This window comes from Cupriavidus sp. UGS-1 (genome assembly GCF_021213615.1).
GTDB lineage: Bacteria > Pseudomonadota > Gammaproteobacteria > Burkholderiales > Burkholderiaceae > Cupriavidus.
The window spans coordinates 387,438-407,017 of sequence record NZ_JAJQJF010000003.1; the positions used below are offsets into that span (position 1 = coordinate 387,438).

Annotated in this window: 13 protein-coding genes and 1 pseudogene; 8 read left to right on the forward strand and 6 right to left on the reverse strand. The window is 69.0% G+C overall.

Annotated elements, in window-relative coordinates; translation table 11 throughout:
- The first annotated feature begins 1 nt into the window (after position 1).
- The 4 genes from LRR16_RS06605 to LRR16_RS06620 are packed head-to-tail and all read left to right on the forward strand — an operon-like array spanning position 2 to position 10,405.
- A complete protein-coding gene (locus LRR16_RS06605) occupies positions 2-2,548 on the forward strand; it encodes a hypothetical protein (RefSeq protein ID WP_232205247.1) in 2,547 nt (848 codons plus the stop codon).
- On the forward strand, positions 2,545-6,384 hold the full coding sequence (locus LRR16_RS06610) for a hypothetical protein (RefSeq protein ID WP_232205248.1): 3,840 nt from the start codon (positions 2,545-2,547) through the stop codon (positions 6,382-6,384). The genes LRR16_RS06605 and LRR16_RS06610 overlap by 4 nt, the downstream gene beginning before the upstream one ends.
- A gap of 54 nt (positions 6,385-6,438) precedes the next feature.
- On the forward strand, positions 6,439-8,001 hold the full coding sequence (locus LRR16_RS06615) for a hypothetical protein (RefSeq protein WP_232205249.1): 1,563 nt from the start codon (positions 6,439-6,441) through the stop codon (positions 7,999-8,001).
- A complete protein-coding gene (locus LRR16_RS06620; protein ID WP_232205250.1) occupies positions 7,994-10,405 on the forward strand; it encodes a S8 family serine peptidase in 2,412 nt (803 codons plus the stop codon). The genes LRR16_RS06615 and LRR16_RS06620 overlap by 8 nt, the downstream gene beginning before the upstream one ends.
- 15 nt (positions 10,406-10,420) lie before the next feature.
- Here LRR16_RS06620 and LRR16_RS24495 read toward each other — a convergent pair whose 3' ends face one another.
- Positions 10,421-10,939 (reverse strand): lysozyme inhibitor LprI family protein, encoded by a 519-nt coding sequence (locus tag LRR16_RS24495; RefSeq protein WP_370646765.1) that lies wholly within the window; start codon positions 10,937-10,939, stop codon positions 10,421-10,423.
- Between LRR16_RS24495 and LRR16_RS06630 the strand changes: the two are divergent.
- Positions 10,844-11,989, forward strand: a pseudogene (locus tag LRR16_RS06630) (MFS transporter); the annotation flags it as partial. The gene LRR16_RS24495 and the pseudogene LRR16_RS06630 overlap by 96 nt on opposite strands.
- 300 nt (positions 11,990-12,289) lie before the next feature.
- Here the strand turns inward: LRR16_RS06630 and LRR16_RS06635 are convergent.
- The 4 genes from LRR16_RS06635 to LRR16_RS06650 all read right to left on the reverse strand — a co-directional run bounded on the left by LRR16_RS06635 (position 12,290) and on the right by LRR16_RS06650 (position 15,747).
- On the reverse strand, positions 12,290-13,618 hold the full coding sequence (locus LRR16_RS06635) for an MFS transporter (protein WP_232205251.1): 1,329 nt from the start codon (positions 13,616-13,618) through the stop codon (positions 12,290-12,292).
- 107 nt (positions 13,619-13,725) lie between these two features.
- The gene (locus LRR16_RS06640) at positions 13,726-14,484 is read right to left on the reverse strand and encodes a glucose 1-dehydrogenase (protein WP_064575370.1); all 759 of its coding nucleotides are present in this window, start codon (positions 14,482-14,484) and stop codon (positions 13,726-13,728) included.
- 86 nt (positions 14,485-14,570) lie between these two features.
- On the reverse strand, positions 14,571-14,942 hold the full coding sequence (locus LRR16_RS06645; protein WP_232205252.1) for a cupin domain-containing protein: 372 nt from the start codon (positions 14,940-14,942) through the stop codon (positions 14,571-14,573).
- Positions 14,943-15,003: 61 nt separating this feature from the next.
- Entirely contained in the window at positions 15,004-15,747 is a 744-nt protein-coding gene (locus tag LRR16_RS06650) for a GntR family transcriptional regulator (RefSeq protein WP_232205253.1), read from the reverse strand.
- 208 nt (positions 15,748-15,955) lie between these two features.
- Between LRR16_RS06650 and LRR16_RS06655 the strand changes: the two genes are divergently transcribed.
- Together LRR16_RS06655 and LRR16_RS06660 are read left to right on the forward strand one after the other, a co-directional pair.
- Complete coding sequence (locus LRR16_RS06655; RefSeq protein ID WP_232205254.1) at positions 15,956-16,933, forward strand: tripartite tricarboxylate transporter substrate binding protein; 978 nt, start codon at positions 15,956-15,958, stop codon at positions 16,931-16,933.
- Between the two features lie 19 nt (positions 16,934-16,952).
- Positions 16,953-18,131 carry a mandelate racemase/muconate lactonizing enzyme family protein gene (locus LRR16_RS06660; protein ID WP_064575376.1) on the forward strand — a complete coding sequence of 393 codons (1,179 nt, stop codon included), beginning with the start codon at positions 16,953-16,955 and terminating at the stop codon, positions 18,129-18,131.
- A gap of 27 nt (positions 18,132-18,158) precedes the next feature.
- On the opposite strand, the gene LRR16_RS06665 is transcribed toward LRR16_RS06660, so the two are convergent.
- Positions 18,159-18,596, reverse strand: coding sequence for a PAS domain S-box protein (locus LRR16_RS06665; RefSeq protein ID WP_232205255.1), 438 nt, complete (start codon positions 18,594-18,596; stop codon positions 18,159-18,161).
- A 285-nt stretch (positions 18,597-18,881) separates the two neighbouring features.
- On the opposite strand from LRR16_RS06665, the gene LRR16_RS06670 reads away from it, so the two are divergent.
- The gene (locus LRR16_RS06670) at positions 18,882-19,559 is read left to right on the forward strand and encodes an ankyrin repeat domain-containing protein (protein WP_023263904.1); all 678 of its coding nucleotides are present in this window, start codon (positions 18,882-18,884) and stop codon (positions 19,557-19,559) included.
- Positions 19,560-19,580 lie beyond the last annotated feature (21 nt).

Below are 19,580 nucleotides of genomic sequence, written 5' to 3' on the forward strand. Positions count from 1 at the left end.
CATGGCGAAGTTCCTTTCCTGGCGGGTCACCGCGCTGCGCCACGGCGCCAACGGCAATGTGGTCGCGGGACGCCTGCAGGCCGGCGCCACGCTGACGCTCGAAGAGATCGTCACCGGCGGTACGCCACGCTCGATCACGGCGCCCGCCCCCTACGAGCTGTTCGGCCCCGGCGACGTGCAACGGCTGGCGCCCGGGACGATCACCCGGCGCTACCCGCCGCCCGGCGCGTCCGATGCGGAAAACACCAAGCGCGCGCTGGTCGAATTCAGCCACCCGGATACGCTGGACCTGCCGTGGCGGTATTCGCCCGATCCAGGGCTGCCCGCCGCGATCCGGCCATGGCTGGTACTGGTGGTGGGGCTGCCCACCGACGTCGTGCCCGGCGGCGATGGCCGCGTTACGCTGTCCGCGCAGGCGCAAGCCGGCCATCCGCTCGGCGACTCGCACCAGTGGGCTCATGTGCATGAAGTCGACGGCGACTGGTACAGCCGCATCCTGAGTCCGCTGAAGCTCGAAGCGCAAACGGCGTACGTCGCCTGCCTGGTACCCGCGTATGTGGTCGAGCCCGACGGCACGCTGCGCGATGCATGGCCCGTCGCCGCCGGGCAGCCGGTGCGCGTGACCTGCTACGACAGCTGGGGCTTCCGTACCGGCGAAGGCGGCGATTTCCGGGACATCGCCAAGCGGCTGCGCACGCCGGTCGACGGCGAGCTGAAGGAGGACTTCGGCCGCGCGAAGCTGCGATACCAGCGGCGAGGCCCCGCCGCCGCCGGCGAGCCCACGACGGTCGCGCTGCCGATGGGCGGCGCGCTGCAACGGGTCAGCATGGTCGGCGCACCAGGCGAGCCCCTCGCGCCCTGGCTCGCCGCGGAAACCGCCGCGCTGACCGCAATGCCGCCGGTGCCGCCGGGCCGCTGGCTGCTGACCGCACCGCGCTACCACGCGCCGTTCACGATGCCGGGCACCAGCCCCGCGGCCGGATGGAGCGCGCAGTTTCATACCGATCCGCGCCATCGCGGCGCGGCCGGTCTCGGCGCATGGGCCGCCATTGCGTGGCAGGACCGCATCGCCAAGGCCGCCGCCACGCGTGCGGGCGATCTGGCGATTGCACGCGAGCGCATCGGCAACGTCGCGCTCGGCGTCGAGGTGTCGCGCTCGCTGTGGTTCCGCCATATGCCGCCCGACCCCGTCGACAAGCTCGCAGTGCTCGGCGCCATGCTCGGCCGGATGCCAGTCAACGCCGAGCAGACAGTGTCGTCGGCGTTGACCGGACGCACGCCCGGCATGGTGCCGGCGATCTGGTCGTCGGCCGCGCGGCGCGCGCTGCGTCCGGGCCCTGCGCGCTCGGTGCTGACGCGCGATGGCGTGATTGCCCATCGCGTGCTGCTCGACGCGGCCGCCGCCTGTCCGGCGCCGCCCGACGATCCCGATGCGATCTGGCACCGGCCGCGCGGTGACGCCGCCCCCTTGCTGAAGGACGCGGTGCGGCGCGCGTTCGACGACGAGCGCCAGGCCGATGACCTATTCCGGATGCTGATGGACAGCGAAACCACGACGGACCTGAACCGCCTGGCCGCCGCGCTCGATGCGCTGACGCCCGATGCCGATGGCCGCGTCGACCCGGATAAGGTCATTCGGGCCGTGCGGGAACCCGGACAGCGGATCGACGAGCCGGCCACCGCCCAATGGGTCGACACGCTCGCGGGGAGCCGCCCGCGTTGCCGGCCGGTGGACCTGGACACGCTGGGCCAACGCGTTGCGGACGCCGTCAATCCGTTCGCCGCGCGTCCGCCGGCGGCCGATCGCGTGCTGGCCACCCTTGTCGGCATCGACGACATCGGCCCCGTCGAAATCGAACCCGAGCTGGACCTGCCGCTGTGGCAGTTCCTCAACGAGGCCGCGCCCGACTGGATGCTGCCGGGCATCGGCGACCTGCAACAGGACCGCGTGGTCGGGCTGGCCACGCACGCCGCCTTCGTCGAGGGCGTGCTGGTCGGCGCCAATCATCAGGCGCTGGGCGAGCTGCGCTGGCGCAATGTCCCGATCGCCCCACGCTGGTCGCCGCTACGCAAGTTCTGGCAGCGTACCGGCGGCCAGTTCGATATCCATCCGATCCGCCAGTGGCCCGCCGATGCGGCCCTGGGCGCCGCCGCGCTGACGCCGACGCCGCTCGCCAGCGAGGCGGTCGTGCTGTTCAAGACTCCGCTGTTCCGCCGCTATCCCGACACGGTGGTCTATCTGTACAAGGCCGAGGCGGATTGGTCCGTGCCGGACCCGGACGAACCACTGGACGAGTCGCTCAAGCAGTATCCGACGTTCCCCGGCAGGATCGGCCGCGACGTCGCGTTCTTCGCGTTCAACGTGGCGCCCGCGGATCTGGCCAACTATTGGGTCGTACTGGAAGAGCCGCCGGCCGGCTACCGCTTCTACAGCCGGCACGACGATCAGGACCGGCCCATTGGCAGCGTCGCCGATGGCGCCGCCTACGCCCTCGAAACCTTCGCCCGGCCGGTTCGCGTGATGATCGGCAAGCTGGAGCTGGCATGAGCGCCGTCGAGGTGCTGGCCCCGCTGCGGATCGAGACGCGCTTCTACGCGCCGGACGGTGCGCGGCCCGGCTGGCTGCTGCGGCTGCGCGTCTGGCCCGACGAATTCTCGATGGCGCGCCGGCCCATCGCCCCGTCGCCGGCCGAGCTCGATCTCTACGACGACGTGCTGCGCCAGTTCCCCGCCGATGCCGGCATGCAATGGCGCATGCTGGCCGCGCGGCTGGGCGTCGAACGGGCGCTATGGCTGCGACGGACCGTTGCCATCGTGGCCGATCCGAGCCCGAGCACCGATCGCGGCATGGCGCAGCCGCGCGATCCGTTGGCCTGGCCCGACACGCACCAGCCCTTCGGTCTGCCGCCCGCGATCCACGTCTGGTTCGTTCAAGCCGGCCAAGCCGGCCAGGCAGCAACGCCCACGCTGGCCGGTACGATGCGTCCCAAGCGCGAACGGATCGCCGAACAACTGGGCTTGGCCGCCTTCGAAAATCCTGCCGCCACCGGCGAGCTGCCGCAAACGTGGTGGACCTCGTTCGAGGTCGCCATGGACGTCGAACTGGCGATCGAAATCACCTTTCCCGCCGGCGCGCAGCCGCCCGCGCTCGACGCCATCGTGGTCGCTGGCATCGGCGACGTCTCGCCGGAACCGCTGATCGCGATGCACGCCGCCAGCGGGCGGCTGTCGGTGCTGCGGCCCGGCACGCCGACCAATACGGTGGACGGCGAGGCCACCGCCGAGGTCGCATCCAATGCCCGCGCCGATCCGGCCGCATGGGAAGGCATCGACGATGCGCCGCCAGCCGCGGACAGCGCCTCGGCCGCCGTGATGCAGGCGCTGGCCGGACCGGATGCGGTACCGATCAAGCTGCAAGGGGGCGACGTTGCCGCAAGCGGATACGACCCGTTGGTCGTGCATGCGTTATGGCCGGTGCTGTGGGGGCATGCGCTGCGCGATGTCGTCGGCGCCGGCGAACAGGAGGCGCGGCTGGCCGAATGGGCGCAGGCGTGGCTGGCGCCGCAGGGCCCGTATCCGGCGATTCGCGTCGGCTCGCAGCCCTACGGCCTGCTGCCGGCCACCGTACTCGCCGGCTGGACCGGCCAACACATCACGGCGGGACAGATCCGCGCTTGGGCCGGCCCGTGGCGCGATGCGGCCGCCGCCGATGCCGCGGTCTACCCCGGCACCGTGGTGGGCGCCTCCGCGCAGCGGGCGGCGGAACTGCTGGGCGAGGATACGCCCACGCGCCGCTGGGCCGTGCGGCTGGTTTCGCCCTTGCCCGTGGTCAAAGCGATCCGGGCGATGCGCGCAATGCCGCCGCTCCAGCCGAGCGCGTGGGAAGACGACACGGCCTCGATCCTGGCCGGCCGCAAGACGCCGCTATCGCCGCTGGGCGCCTTCTCGGAGCAGGCCCCTGTGCCCGCCAGCACGCCCGAAGCCGACAGCGACGACCCGGAAACGCTGCGCCTGCTGCTGGAGGACGACAGCGAGATCTTCCCGCAGCGCTGGGACCACAAGCTGGGCCTGCTGGGACATCTGATCTTCGAAGCGCTGTGCCTGCTGCGCGCGAGCGTCGGCCAGGCGCGTGAGTCGATCGAAACTGGCCAGCCCGTCGACCCGCACGCGCCCTTGCCGATGCAGGCGGGCACCGATGCGCTGGTCAGGCTGGTGCGGCGCGGTTATCCGGGCACGCCGTCGCAGCCGCAACTGGACGATCTGTTCGCCTCTCCGGACGCCGGCGCGCAGCGCGTCGCCAAGCGTTGCCTGCGCGGCATCGAGGCGTTGGTGGCGCTGGTGCAGGCCTATGCCGATGACCCAGACGGCGTCTTCGGGTGCGTGCTGGCCGCGCTGGACACGGCCAGCCATCGCGTCGACCCGTGGGTCACGGGCCTTGCCAGTTCGCGCCTGCGCGAGCTGCAGAACGCACGGGCACCGTGGCGGCTCGGCGTCTACGGCTGGGTCGATGCGCCGGCGCCCTACGATGCCGCCACTGCCGGCCATGGCCTGCCGCCCGGTCCCACCGCCGCCGGCCTGCTGCACGCGCCGTCGCAGACGCAGGCGATGACGGCCGCGCTGCTGCGCGATGCGGCGGTCCGCCATCCCGGCGATGCGCGCTGGCGGATCGCCATCGATTCGGCCAAGGTGCGCGCCGCCATGCGGCTTGCCGAGCGGGTTCGGCTCGGCGTGCATCCCTACGAGGCGCTGGGCCTCGAGGTCGAGCGCATCGTCGGCGACTGGGACACCGTGCGCAAGCTGCGCGAGGACTACCCGATGCGCGACACGCATGCGGGCACGCGATGCTGCGACGGGGCGCGCGTGCTGCGGCTGCTGTTCCGGCATCAGGCGGGCGATCCGCCGCCACCGGCGCTGCCGGCCGGCGTGCGGGAAGCCCTGGCCACCTGCGATGCGGCGCTCGACACCTATGCCGATCTGCTGGTGGCGGACGGCGTCCATGCGCTGGTCAGCGGCCATGGCGGCCTGGGCAACGCGGCGATGGAGGCCGCGGCGGGCCTCGGGCCGCCGCCCGAACTGCGCGCGATACGCACGCCGCGGCAGGCCACCAGCGTGCGCGTATCGGCGTGGGCGGTGCTGCCGCCCGGCGATGCGGCGCAAGCAGGCGGCCAGACAGGCGCGCCGCCGGCCGTGCTCGCCGATCCCGCGTTGGCGAGCCTGCTCGACCGGGAGTTGGGCCCGGCAAGCGGCTGGACCTGGACCGTCGGAGCCGATGCGGTAAGTCTGGCCGACCTCGGCCTGCATGCGATCGAGGCGCTCGCACTGTCGCCGGCGGAACTGGCGCAGCGCCTTCGCGGCCAGCGCGACGCGTCGCTGCCCCTCGCCTCCGGCACCGGCGCCGGCAAGCTGGCCCGCGCCACGCGGCTGGCCGAGCTGCTTGGCGGCGGCGACAGCGATCCACCGATTCCCGGTGCGATCGATGGCCGCGACGACGATGCTGCGCCCGGCTCGCCCCTGCGTGACGCGATGATGGCCGACCTGGCGGGCCGGCTCGGCGTGCTGCGAAACCGGCTGACCTCGCTGCTGGCTTCGCTCGCCGCGCTGGATCTGAACGACCCCGCCGCGGTGACATGGTCGCTGCAACAATGCCGCGCCTGGGGTGCCGTGCAGGCCGACGACGCCGAGCCGCTGGCCCAGGCGCTCGCCCGCCTGCAGGCACGGCTGACGGCTATGCCGGAAAGCGGCGCCGATGGTGCGGGCGGCCTGCGCGGGCTGCGGCAATCGATCCGTGCCCTGGTTGGCCATCCTCGCCTGCCGGTGCTGCCGCTGGTGCCGTCGCTGGCCGTGGGCCCGTTGCGCGCGGCGATGCGCGACGACGAAGGACGCCCGCGCACCGATCGGGATTGGCTCGAGATCGTCGCCGCCGTGCGCCCGCGTCTGGCGAGCCTTGAAGCCTGGCAGCTCGATCCCGCGACGCAGCCCTGGGGCGCCGCCGTACGGACTGGCGATGGCTCGGGCAATCCGTGGAGCCCGGCGGGACCGGTGGTGGTCGCGTATGGACCCGACCCGGCCGCGCTGGCCGGCAGCCTGGCCCGGGTCGCGATCGCCGGGCTGGACGCCTGGCAGGACGCGATCCCTTCGGCCCGGCACACGACCAGCGCGGCCTTTGGCTTCAACGGCCCGAAGTCGCGCGCGCCGCAGGCGGTGCTGCTGGCGGTGCCGCCGGACCCCAGCCAACGGCTGAACGACGCGGAACTGGTGGCGCTGGTGCTGGAGACGCGGCAGCTGGCGCGCGCCCGCGCCTGCCGTCCGCGGCCGGGCAGCCGGATCGCGACACCGGCTGCGCTGTCCTCCTTGCCGGATATGTTCTGGAGCCATTGGACCTGAGGCCGCCCACCGGCCCGCGACGCCCGCCGATGGCTCCCACCGATCGAGACCGCCATGTCCCTGCATTTCCGCCTCGAACCGCTGAGCCCGCCGACCGACTTCCATCGCGGCCTGCGAGCGCGCGTCGCCGATCCCGTCTGGTTCCTGACGCGGCAATGGCAGCTCGGCGAACTGCAGGGCGAAGACGTGTCGAGCCCGGTCTCGGTGGCGGTCAGCGTCACGCATGAGCCGTTGCGCTATGCGCCGCGCCGCCCCGATCTCGATCCGGCGCGCATACCGGCCGAAGCGCTGGTCGAGGCCGAGCCCGGAGACTGGTGGACCATCGGCCGGCGCATCCGCCTGGGGCGTGCCGCCGCGCCGCTGTTGCCTGCGCTGCCGCCGCAGCGCCTGCAGACCTTGCGCCTCGGTCCGCTGCCCGCGCCCTACGAAGCGCTGTCGGACGAACTGGACGGGCGCGCGATCTTCACCGCGGGACTGCTCGCCGGCCATGCCCTGTGGAACGAGGTGCCATCGCCACCGGCCGACAACTGGTCGTCGCGCCGCCTGACGCACGATGCGCGCTTCAGCGCGGGGACGCGCGCGCTGGAGATTCGCGACCACGATGGCGGCGACGTGGACTGGTACTCCGCCGACGCGGGCGGAACGGTGCTGCGCGCGGACGCCGGCGCGGCCGCGCCCGTGCCTTCGTCGCGGCAACTGCTGGTCAGCCGGCTGTCCTACCCGGGCGCGCCGCATCCGCGCTGGTGGCAGATCGAGGATCAGGCGGTGGACCTGGGCGCCTTCTCGCCGGACCGCGCGCATCTGGGCACCGCGCTGCTGCTCGATGTGGCCCTAGCCCATGCCGACGACTGGTTCTGGTTCCCGGTGCCCGAGCCACCGCCCGCGACGAACGGGAAACGACCGCCTTCGTCCGGCATGCTGGTGACGCTGCGCGAGACCGTGGTGCACGACAGCTTCGGCGATATCTGGACGCTGGCGCCGCCGCCGGTGGACGGGCAACACGGCTGGTCGCTGTTTCGCACCACCGGCATGGAAGCCGGCGCGTTGCTGATCTGGCCAGTCGCGGTCGCGCCGCATGCGGGCCCGTGGCTGGACGACGTGTCGCTCGGCATCGACGAGGACGCGAACGTGGCATGGGCGGTGGAACTGCGCGCCGATGGCCGCGTGCTGCTGGCCGACGATACGAGCGAGGCCGCCGCGCGCGAGACCACGCGCACCGGTACGCGGCGGTTCCGCTATCTGCCGATGACGACCCTGCCCGCGCACTGGCATCCGTATCGGCGTACCGGCCCCGACGGCATCCATGGCGACTGGCAACAGGGACTGGTGGCCGATCTCGGCGGCGTGCTGCCGCGCGTGCGGGCGGGTCCGGCATCGCGGCTGATCGGCGGACCGTCGGGGCCCGGCTTCGGGCGCGGCCACGAGATCGCTGCCGAGGCGATTGCCAGCAGCGGCGCATCGTTGCGCCGCCGTGCCCGCCTGGCGCGCGATACCGAGGGCCGCCCGGTGCTGTGGGTCGAGCGCAGCCGCACGCCGCTGGCCGGACCGCCGGTCTCGCATCTGCGCTTCGACGTGATGGCGGAGGATGAGGTGCCCCCGGGAGACGGCGATGGCTGAGGCCTATGTCGACGTGAAGCTGTTCGACGGCTTCGTACTGCCGTACGAGAGCGGCGCCGAGCAGTATCTGGGCGAGCTCAAGCCGTGGTGGGACGAGCTTGCCGCGAGTTATCCCGGGCTGCGGCTCGATCCGGGCTTTCCCGTCGAGCAGATTGGCTTGCTGGCCCATATGGTCGATGCCGGGCGGATGCTGGGCGGCGAGCCGCCCGATCCGTTCGCCTGGTTCGAGGTGCCATGCGAAGCGGCGCAGCTGGAGGCGCTGGTGGGTTTGCTGTATGCGCTGCCCTTCGTCGAATGGGCCGAGCCGCGGATACAGAACTATCCCGCCGCACGCGTCGCTTACGGGACCAACGAGGATGCGCTGGCTTCGAAGCAGCTGCGCGCGGCACCGGTCGGCATCGACGCATGCTTTGCATGGCGCGTGCCCGGTGGCGCGGGACGCGGCATCCCGCTTGCCGATGTGGAGCATGGCTGGAATCTGCAGCATATCGATCTGGCCAGCGTACCGATCACGCCGTTCTCGATGTTTGGTGCCCCTAACCAGCAAGACATCGACCATGGCACGTCCGCCCTCGGCATCGTGGTCGCAGGCGACAACGGCGGCGGCATCGTCGGTATCGCCCCGCAGGCGCATGCGCATGTCGTGACATCGATGCGGCAGGACGGACAACATCGGCTGGATGCCGCCATTGCGGTCGCCGGCGATGCAGTGCGGCCCGGCGGCGTCGTGCTGATCGAACTGGGCAGCGCGCGGCCCTGGGCCGGCGATAACGAACCCGGGCTGCCCGTCGAGCTGTCGAGGAAAGTCCAGACCACACTCCAGCTGCTGGGATTCTTTGGCATCACGGTGATCGAGCCGGCGGGAAACACTGGAGAAAACCTGGACATGCATCACGAATGCAACCACTTCCATCCCGCCCATCCCGGTTTCCGCGATTCGCTCGCGATCATGGTCGGCGGTGCCACACAGGATCCACCCGTCGCGGGGGTGCATCAGCCATGGCAACGCGGTTCGACGTTCGGCACGCGGGTGGACTGCTTCGCCGCGTTCGCGGGCGTGCGTGCCCCGTACGATCATGCCCCCTATCCCTATCGCGAATTCGGCGGCACGTCCGCAGCCTCCGCGGTGATCGCCGGCGTGGTTTGCGCGATTCAAGGCATGCAGGCCGCCAGGGATGGGCAGTGCCTCTCCCCTACTTCCATTCGCGATCTGCTTCGCAACCCTTCCCTTTGCACGCCGGCCGCGTCCGACCCGCCTGGCAATATCGGCGGCATGCCGGACCTGCGCAAGATTGCCGTGCATATGGGCTGGCCGCGCATTCTGCCCGCGCCAGCAGCGGCGGCCATCGCCGGCGACAGCGCGCTGCTGGTGGGGCTTGGCGCCGACGACCGCCTCAGCCTGCGGATCTGGTCGCGCTTGTTCGGCCCGGGGCCCGAACTGCCCCAGCCGGACAGCAAGCCGTTCGACCTGTCCGATTGTCAGCCTGCTCTGTTGGTCTCGCTCGAGACCGCGCCGCTGCTGCGTACGGTATTCGAGGTCCTGATCACCGGCGTCGACGGGTCCTTGCGGTACTACTACTGGGACACGCTTGGCAATACCGGCGATATCGCCAGGGAGCGGACAGAACTCGGCAGCCTCGCCCCCGGCTACGACGTGGCGGCTTGCCATCCGTTGTACGAGCTGACGACGGTGGCGGCGATCCAGATGAGCGGACAGTTGGTGGAGGTGGAGTACGACGCGACCGTCATGGGCAATCACGACTTCTCCGACGCGGTGCAACTCGATGCGTTCAGCACCTACCGCCGTACCCCCGGTCCCGTGATGCTGTCGCGCAAGCCGCGCACCGTCGATGTCGTCGCCATCGACGACGGCGGCGCGCTGCGCTGGATTTCCGGCATCGTTCCCGAGGGCAACACCACCACGTTCTGGCGCGAATCGGTGGCCGCGCAGTGCGACGTGCCGATGGAACCGGGTGTCAAACCCGGCATCGTCGGCACGCTCGATGGCGTCGCCGTAGTGGCCGTCGGCAGCGACGGGTTGCTCTACTGCTGCGGCTTCGGTCTGCAGCCGCTGCTGTTCGAGACGCTGGTGCCGATCGGCCCGGCGCCGGCCTTCGCCGCGGAAGGCCATCTGGGCCTCGCGCTGCTGCACGACGATACGCTGGTGACGGTTGCCGTCAGCGCCGACGGGCTGCTGCATGCCGCCTTCCGACCGCTGGTACCGGGCGGCGAATGGACGCCATGGCTGGCGATCGATCCTTACACGGCGGTCAGCCCTGCCGGCGGGGCCACCGTCATCACGCAGGGCGACACGGTGATGGTATTCGCCGTGCTGCCCGACGGCCGCGTCTGCCGCAGCGACTACGCGCCCGAGAGCGGCTGGTCGCCGATCATGGCGGGATGATCGACTGCGACCGCATCAGGGCCGGCGGCAGCTGACGTCACCCTCCTGGCAATCCGTCAGACGCTTCAGCTCGCCGGTGCGCCACTGCGTCAAGCGCGCCTGGCATAGCTGCACGGCAACGCCGCCAATCGAGCCGCCGGCCGTTCGCCCCGTTTCCAGCTCGCAGGCGCGGCGCTGGTATTCGAGAAAACTCTTCTGCGAAGCGTTCAACTGCTGCCGCTCCCTGGCGTTCAGCACCTTGGTCAGCTTGCGGTACTCCTGTGCATATTCCGCGTTGGCCGCATCGAACGTTTCCTGGGCGCAGGACTGCATCTGTACGGTGGTGACAGCCTGCTCCATGCAGTCCGCGGCATTGGCGAACTGGCATGCGCCGGCGAGAACCGCGAGTGCGGCCGCATGTTTGACGATCATCTCGATTGACCTCCGAGTGGGTGCGGGATGGTGTGTGGGGTGGCTGCCGCATACGGTCGCGATTTTCGGTCGCGATTTTCGGTCGCCATTTACGGTCGCCATCGGTCGCCACTTCGCCGACATTATTGCCGCAGACGAAGGGACGGTGCGCTTGCGCCGCCGCTGCGGCTGACGTATGGTTGCGCCTTCAGGGATAACCGAAGCACCGCCTCGAAACCCGCCGAACCCGGCCCGGCATGCAAGCCGTGGCCCCATGTACGACGGGAGGCGATCTTGGACAAGCGCGTCTATCTGCTGACGGCGACGGTATTCCTGGCGGGCATTGCCGAAAACATCTGCATCGGCATCCTGCCGTCCATTGCCGGTGATCTCGGCGTTTCCGTGGCATCCGCGGGACAACTGACCACCATATTCTCGGCCGTCTTTGCGACCGTGGCCTTCCTCTCGTCGGCGCTGCTCGGGCGCGGCGATCGCAGGACGCTGCTGTTGATCGCGCTGGCCGTGTTCGCAACGAGCAATGCGATCGCCGCGGCGAGCCCCAACTACACTGCCCTCTTCGGCGCCCGCGTACTGATGGCCGGCAGCTGCGCGCTGGTGATCCAGTTGGCGGTCATGCTCGCCACCTCGCTCGCCGGTCCTCATCGGCAAGGCCGTGCCATCGGTATGGTGTTCGTCGGCATCAGCGGATCGCTGGTCCTCGGCGTACCGGCGGGCATGCTGCTCGATCAGTGGGCAGGCTGGCGCGCGGTGTTCGCCACGCTGGCGGCGCTGTCGCTGCTGCCCGGCGCGCTGCTGTGGATGGCCATGCCGCCATCGCCGATGGAGCGGAGCACATCGCTGCGCGCCTATTGGCGCGAGCTCGCCGATCGGCAGGCACTGAGCGCCCAGCTGGTATCGGTGGCGATGATCGGCGGGCATTTCACGCTGTTCGCCTATCTGACGCCCTACCTTCAGGCAAACCTGAGCCGCGACCCCTCGGTACTGACGGCCGCCTACCTGCTGTTCGGCGTGGCCGGCGTCGTCGGTGCCTGGCTCGGAGGCTGGTGTTCGGACCGCCTCGGCAGCGCGCGCGCGTTGATCGCATGCCCCGCCGCGTTCAGCATCGCCATGGCGGCGCTGGCGCCCGCCGCGGCTTCGCCCTGGTTGCTGCTGCCGGCAATGGTCGTGTGGGGTGCGATCAGCTGGTCGATCTCGCCCATCGTGCAGAATTTCCTGGTGCAGACGGCCCCCGGCAACGCCGATATCCGCGTCGGTATCAATGTCGCGGCAATGCATGCCGGCGTGGCCGTGGGCGCCGCGGCAGGCGGCGTGATCGTCGACCGGGGCGAACTGCTGAATGCGCCGTGGGCGGGCAGCATGCTCGTCGTGCTGGCGTTCGCCTTTGCGGTGGCGGCCGTACGGATTCACGCAGGCGCGGGCCGCGCGTCCGAAGCACGCACACCTGCGATCCGTGCGGACGGACCGCCTGCGCCCTTATCGCGTTGTCCCCAGCGCGCCGCCGTATTGCGTCGCGCCCTGCTGCCGCGAGACCAGTCGCGCGGGCACCAGCAGCGTCAGCACCGCACCGGCGACCAGGCAGCCGGCCAGCAGATACATGCCGGCATTGGTGCTCTGCGTCAGGTCCTTCAGCCAGCCCACGGCATAGGGGCTGATAAAGCCGGCCAGATTGCCCAGCGAATTGATCATCGCGATGCCGGCAGCCGCGCCGGTGCCGGCGAGGAAAGCGGTCGGCAGGCTCCAGAACAGCGGCAGCGTGGTCATGATGCCGATCGTCGCCAGCGTCAGGCCGACCATCGCCAGCACCGTGCGGTCGTGCCACAGCACCGACAGCACCAGTCCGATGGCACCGGCGATGGCCGGAATGGCGATGTGCCAGCGGCGTTCGCCCGTGCGGTCGGCGCTGCGTGCCACCAGCACCATGCCGAGCACGGCGACGCCGTAAGGAATGGCGGTCAGCAGGCCGATGTCCAGCGCGCCCTTGACGCCGGTCTGGCGGATGATGGTCGGCAGCCAGAAGCTGATGCCGTACAGCCCCATCACGAAGCTGAAGTAGATCGCGCTCATCATCCAGACGCGCGGGCTCGACAGCACGCGCCGGATCGGCATGTCCTCCTTGTGCGCCGTTTCCGCGGCGATGTTGCGCTCGAGCACGGCCTTTTCCTCGGCGGTCAGCCACCTGGAATGGCTGATCCGGTCGTCGAGGAAGGCCAGCACCCACAGTCCGACCAGCACCGACGGAATGCCTTCGAGCAGGAACATCCATTGCCAGCCGGCCCAGCCGTTGTGGCCATCGAACGTCTGCATGATCCAGCCGGACAGCGGGCCGCCGATCACCCCTGACAGCGCGACCGCGGTCATGAACCACGTGGTCGTGCGCCCGCGCCGTTCGGCGGGATACCAGTAGGTCAGGTACAGGATGATGCCGGGGAAGAAGCCGGCTTCTGCAACGCCCAGCAGGAAACGCAGCACGTAGAACATCGTCGGCGTGGTGACGAACATCATCGCCGCCGAGATCAGGCCCCACGTGATCATGATCCGCGCGATCCAGACCCGCGCGCCGACCTTGTGCAGGATCACGTTGCTCGGCACTTCGAACAGGAAGTAGCCGATAAAGAAGACGCCGGCGCCGAGCCCATAGACCGTTTCGCTGAATTTCAGGTCGTTGAGCATCTGCAGCTTGGCGAAGCCGACATTGACGCGATCCAGATACGCGACCACATAGCACAGCAACAGAAAGGGAACGAGGCGCCAGCTGACCTTGCGGTAGATCGCGTCTTCGAATCCAGCATTCGTGGAACTCATGGCTGTCTCCTGATGGTTGTCATGCTTGACGGGGTGGCGACGGTGATGCCGCCATTGGCGATGCAAGCGGGCCGCCTCGTGGGCGGCCCGTGCGGTGTGCGAAGCGGTCAGACGCAGCGGCCGCCGTCCACCTCGATGCAGGTGCCGGTGACAAAGGCCGCTTCGTCCGACGCGAGGTAGAGGCAGGCCGCGGCGATATCGGCGGGAGTGGACATGCGGCCCATCGGAATCGTGGCGAGGAAGGACGCGCGATTCTCGGGTGTGTCGGGCTTGCCCATGAACTGTTCGAGCAGGCCGGTGGCGCCGATCACAGGATTGACGCAATTGACGCGGATATTGTCGGGGCCGAGCTCGGCGGCCATCGCCTTGCTGGCGGTCACCACGGCGCCCTTGCTGGCGTTGTACCAGACTAGCCCGGGGCGCGGCCGGATCGCCGCGGTCGACGCGATATTGACGAACACGCCGCCGCCGCGCTGGCGAAAATGCGGAATGAAATGGCGCGCGGTCCAATACACGCTTTTGACGTTGACGGCCTGCACGCGATCGAATTCGTCTTCGGTGATTTCCAGAATGGGTTTGTTGCGATGCGTGGTGCCGGCATTGTTGACGACGATGCCGACATCGCCGAATGCGGCCAGCGCGACCTCGCGCATCGCCTCGACATCGCTGCCCTTCGAGACGTCGGCGCGCACGGCACGGGCCTGACCGCCGGCCTGCTCGATCGACTGCGCCACTTCCGTAGCCTTGGCCTCGTCGATATCGGCCACCACCACGCGCGCGCCTTCCCGCGCAAACAGATTGGCGATGCCTTCGCCAAAGCCCGAACCACCACCGGTCACCACCGCCACTTTGCCCGCGAGTCTCATCGTTGTCTCCATCGTTATGCTGCGGCTACATGGCGGGACATTTTAGCTTCGCTTTGCGATCGGGGTGGCGTCCGGTGAAATATTGCCTAATTCCCTTTCGCTGCCGCCCGATCCAGCACCACGAAATATTTCCGCACCGGCTCGATCACCTCGAATACGCCTTCGAATCCGGCGGGAATCACGCAGGCATCGCCGGGACCGAATTCGCGGGCCTCGCCCGCGGCATCGCTGATGCGCAGGCGGCCGCTTATCACATGGAAGAACTCTTCCTTGCCCTGTGGAAACGCAATACGCCACGCCCCGGGCTCGCAGGCCCAGATGCCGCAATCGAAATCGCCATGCGTCGCGCTGTAATGCGTCCACGTGGTGCGATCCGGATTGCCACGCACCAGGCGCTCGGGACGCGGATTGTCATGCTTGGGAATGGGCTCGGTACGAAAATCGATCAGCTTGGTCATGGGTACCACGGTGTTGTCGTATGGGATGGTGTCATCCGCAATGGTCTTGTTGGCAATGGCGTTATCCGCCCGCGCCGGTCCAGCGCAATTCGCTCAGGTAGTCGTGACCATCGGTGGCCATCCAGGTGCGCCGGAATTCGACCGGGGCGCCTTGCAGATCGAATGCCACGCGAATCGCCAGCAATACCGGATGTCCGGCCGGCAAACCGAATGGATCGGCCATGCTTTGCGACAATACGCGCGCCTGCAGTCGATCCTCGACGCGGCTGATCGATACGCCGCACTGCTGCTCGAGAAACGAATAGACCAGATGCGCGGCGGCGCCGTCCTCGCCCCACTCCCGAGCGCCGACGCGGGCAAACGGGAAGGCAATGGTTTCGAGCACCAGCGGCTTGCCGTCGATGTCCCGGCGGCGCCGCAGCCGGTAGACCATCGCATCGTCCTGCAGCCTCAGCGCCGCCCTTTCCTCTTCGTCGGCGCTGGCCCGTTCGCGGCTCAGGATGGTATCGACCGGCAGCCGCCGCGCGCCATCGGCGCGATCGACCAGGCGAAAGAAGCTGGTGAAGGCGCGCTCGTCGGTGGCGCGCGCGACGAAGGTGCCGCGGCCGCGATGACGCGTGACCAGGCCCTGGCCGCTGAGGACATCGAACGCCTTGCGCACGGTGCCGACGCTGACTTTCAGCTCACGCGCGAGCGCCTCTTCGCCGGGCAGCAATTGGCCGGGCAGCCATTCCCCTCCGATGATGCGTTCGCGGATATGCCGGGCAAGACGAACAAAGGCCGGGCTCAGATCGATGGCGGTCATCCGCGAATTCTATATAGAACATAGAAATAACACTACAGAATTTGATTCCCAACGGTTTATCGAGTCCCTACAGTCACCATCGATCTGCATCCGCAATGGCATCGGCGATGGCATCGCGAATTCACCGCCGATTTCGCCCCCGTATCGATGCAGCGCCAATAACCGGCCGCGACCATGCGCAAGGCCGGAACGACCGAGGAGACATCCCATGAACCGTCCTTCCACCGCCGCGCGCCTGCTTGGCGCGCTGACGCTGGCCGCGGCCTGCGGCGCCGCCATCGCGCAGACCGCGTATCCGACCCGCCCCGTGACCATCGTCGTGCCGTACTCCCCCGGCGGCACCACCGATATCGTCGCGCGGCTGGCCGCGCAGTATCTGTCCGAGTCGCTGGGCAAGAGCTTCGTGGTGGACAACCGCCCAGGCGCCAGCGGCACCATCGCCGCCGGCATGGTGGCCAAGGCCGCGCCCGACGGCTATACGCTGCTGGCCAACGAGGTCGGCCAGACGGCGACGCCGGCGCTGTTCTCGAACCTGAAGTACGCCCCGGTCAAGGACCTGACGCCGGTCACGCTGATCGCGGAAACGCCGGTAGTGCTGGCCGTCACGCCGTCGCTGCCGGTACGCACCCTCAAGGACCTGCTGGCCTACGGCAAGGCGCACCCGAATGCGCTGAACTACGGCTCCGGCGGCGCCGGCAGCGGCCCGCATATCGCCGGCGAGCTGTTCAAGCAGGTATCAGGCATTCCGGTCACGCATGTCCCCTACAAGGGATCGGGCCCGGCGATCACGGACCTGATGGCCGGGCAGATCCAGATGCTCAGCTCGGCCGCGCCCACCATCGCGCCGCACGTGGTCAGCGGCAAGATCCGCGCGCTGGCCGTGGCGGGACCGCGCCGCGTCCCGACGCTGCCCGATGTGCCGACCGCCGCAGAGGCCGGCCTGCCGGGCTTCCAGTTCAGCATCTGGTTCGGACTGGCCGCGCCGCATGGCACGCCGCCCGAGATCGTCAACAAGCTCAATGCCGAACTGCAGAAGATGCTGCAGCAGCCCGCGATCCGCGAAAAGCTGTCGGCCGCGGGTGCCGATCCGGTCGGTGCCGGTCCGGAAGCCTTCGGCAAGCGCATTGCCAGCGAAACCCGCCGCTGGGGCGACCTGATCCGCCAGTCGGGCATCAAGCTCGATTGATCGAACCCATCGAATCGACATGAACAAGCCCATCCATCGCATTACCTCCGTCGAAGCCCTGCATGTCGGGCAATTCCTCTATGCCCGCATCCGTACCGAGGCCGGCCTGACCGGCTATGGCGAGGCCGGTTCCTGGGGCCATATCGAGGCCGCCAAGGCCGCGCTGGAAAAATTCGGCCAGTACCTGATCGGCAAGGACGCGAACCAGATCGAGCTGCACTGGAACGTGATGCAGCGCTTCTCGCATTTTCGCGGCACGGCAGTCAACGCCGCGGTATCGGCCATCGATATCGCGCTGTGGGACCTGCTCGGCAAGCGGCTGCAGGCACCGGTCTGGCAATTGCTGGGCGGCGGCTATCGCGACAAGCTGCGCGTCTACGGCCATGTCTATGCCGAAACGCTGGACGAGGTGCTGGCCGATTGCCGCCGGCTGCGCGCGGAAGGCTTTACCGCGGTCGGGCATATCAACCCCTTCCTCGACGAACCGGAGGGCGACGCTTATTTCCGCTCGCATGCCGGCAAGGTACGCGACGCCAGGGAACGCGTGATGGCGTTTCGCGAGGCGGTCGGTCCGGATGTCGATCTGCTGATCGAGATGCATCGGCGCCTGAGCCCGGCCGAGGCCATCGCCATCGGGCAAGTCCTGGAGCCGCTGACGCCGATGTGGCTGGAGGACCCGCTTCGGCCCGAGTTCTATCCGCAGATGACGACGGTCGGCCATGCCATCCGCGTGCCGATCGCCACCGGCGAGCGCTTCTGCACGCCGGCCGAGTTCCATCTGCAGCTGGCCGGCGGCGGCGTGCGTTTCGCGCGGACCTCGGTCTGCGTCTGCGGCGGCATCACCGGCGCGAAGAAAATCGCCGCGCTGGCGGAGGCGCAGAACGTCGATATCGCCCCGCACAATCCACTGTCGCCGATCAGCCTGGCCGCCTGCATGCAGGTCGCCGCGGCAGTACCGAACTTCGCGATCCAGGAATATCCGACCGGCTTCGAGAACCTGGTACTGAAATCTGGCCAGAAGCTGCTGGGCGCCGATCTGGTCAAGCGCTATCCGGTACCGGAGAACGGCTTTATCGCGGTGCCGGACGCGCCGGGCATCGGCATCGAGCTGGTCGACGATGTCGAGCAACGGCGCGCGCCGCTGTATCGGCCGGTGTCGATGCGGCGGACCATCGATGGCGCGCCGCTCGATCAATAGGAACGCCAGCCCCTTCTGCGCCGCGTTCTATGCCTGCTCGCCGACCTGGCTCTCCAGCTCGGCGAGCCGCTTCTTCAGCGCCCGCTCCTGCTGGAAGCGGACGGTCTCGTCGCGGATCACCGCGACGATCCCCGTCACGGTACCCGCCGCGTCCTTCAGCAGCGCGACGGTGAAGGCGATCGACATGGCCTTGCCGTCCTTGTCGATCGCCGGGACCTTCAGCAGCTCGCTGCCGTAGCGCGTGATGCCGGTGGCCATCGTCTTGTCGTAGCCCTGCCAATGCCGCGCGCGCAGCCGCTCGGGAATGATCAGGTCGAGCGACTGGCCCAGTGCCTCGGCCTCGGTATAGCCGAACATCCGCTGCGCCGCGGGATTCCACAGCGTAATGGCGCCGCGGGCATCGGCGATCACGATGGCATCGCCGATGGCGGCCACCAGTTGCGCATAGTCGATCGGTTCCGGCATGGGGATCTCCTCGCTGTCGTCATTGTCATTGTTGTCGTTGTCTTTGCCGCCCGCGCGTCGGTGCGCCGGGTACTGGACCGACGGTAGCCCGATCCGCGCCGGCCCGCAATGGATGCCGCGCTGCCAGCGTGGAGAATCGCATTCGCCGCGGTACTGAGCGCCTTTCGATGATTTCGCTTGGGAATCAATCGGGCACCATTTAAGATGCCGCCCTGAGTCAGGCCGGAGAAGCCATTGGCGCGGCCTTTTTGTCGATCCGTCATCGATCTGCCATTGCCAAACAGAATGCTGCGAGCGCGCATCCCCCTTTATCTGGCGTTCCTGATCGCCATGCTGATCACTGTCCCGGCGAGCGCGAGGCCCGCGAAACTTGACGCCCGCCTGCAGGCCGCGGCCGCCCAGGGCGATGCCGCCGAGATTGCGCTGCTGCTCAAGCAAGGGGCGAACCTCGAGGCCCGGGACGACAGCGGCGCCACGCCGCTGCTGATCGCGACCCGCCGCAACCATATCGACGCCGCCAGGGTACTGATCGACGCCGGCGCCAACGTCAATGCCAAGGATCGCATCCAGGACAGCGCCTATCTCTATGCCGGCGCGCGGGGTTACAACGAGATCCTGAAGATGACGCTGACGCATGGCGCCGACCTGAAGAGCACCAACCGCTATGGCGGCACGGCGCTGATTCCCGCGGCCGAGCGCGGGCATGTGCAGACCGTGCGCATCCTGATCGCCGCCGGCGTCGACGTCAATCACATCAACCGGCTGCATTGGACGGCCTTGCTTGAGGCCATCCTTCTCGGCGATGGCGGACCGAGCCACACCGAGATCGTCCGCCTGCTGGTCGACGCCAAGGCCGATGTCAATATCCCCGACGGCAAGGGCGTGACCGCGCTGCAGCATGCCCGCCAGCGCGGTTATCGCGATATCGAGCGAATCCTGGTCAAGGCGGGCGCGCGGCAATAGCACCGCGGCCGGACATCCCGC

Coding starts and splice junctions, on each gene's coding strand:
- LRR16_RS06605 (WP_232205247.1), top strand. CDS start 2: ATGGCGAAGTTCCTTTCCTGGCGGGTCACCGCGCTGCGCCACGGCGCC.
- LRR16_RS06610 (WP_232205248.1), top strand. CDS start 2,545: ATGAGCGCCGTCGAGGTGCTGGCCCCGCTGCGGATCGAGACGCGCTTC.
- LRR16_RS06615 (WP_232205249.1), top strand. CDS start 6,439: ATGTCCCTGCATTTCCGCCTCGAACCGCTGAGCCCGCCGACCGACTTC.
- LRR16_RS06620 (WP_232205250.1), top strand. CDS start 7,994: ATGGCTGAGGCCTATGTCGACGTGAAGCTGTTCGACGGCTTCGTACTG.
- LRR16_RS24495 (WP_370646765.1), bottom strand. CDS start 10,939: ATGTCGGCGAAGTGGCGACCGATGGCGACCGTAAATGGCGACCGAAAA.
- LRR16_RS06635 (WP_232205251.1), bottom strand. CDS start 13,618: ATGAGTTCCACGAATGCTGGATTCGAAGACGCGATCTACCGCAAGGTC.
- LRR16_RS06640 (WP_064575370.1), bottom strand. CDS start 14,484: ATGAGACTCGCGGGCAAAGTGGCGGTGGTGACCGGTGGTGGTTCGGGC.
- LRR16_RS06645 (WP_232205252.1), bottom strand. CDS start 14,942: ATGACCAAGCTGATCGATTTTCGTACCGAGCCCATTCCCAAGCATGAC.
- LRR16_RS06650 (WP_232205253.1), bottom strand. CDS start 15,747: ATGACCGCCATCGATCTGAGCCCGGCCTTTGTTCGTCTTGCCCGGCAT.
- LRR16_RS06655 (WP_232205254.1), top strand. CDS start 15,956: ATGAACCGTCCTTCCACCGCCGCGCGCCTGCTTGGCGCGCTGACGCTG.
- LRR16_RS06660 (WP_064575376.1), top strand. CDS start 16,953: ATGAACAAGCCCATCCATCGCATTACCTCCGTCGAAGCCCTGCATGTC.
- LRR16_RS06665 (WP_232205255.1), bottom strand. CDS start 18,596: ATGCCGGAACCGATCGACTATGCGCAACTGGTGGCCGCCATCGGCGAT.
- LRR16_RS06670 (WP_023263904.1), top strand. CDS start 18,882: ATGCTGCGAGCGCGCATCCCCCTTTATCTGGCGTTCCTGATCGCCATG.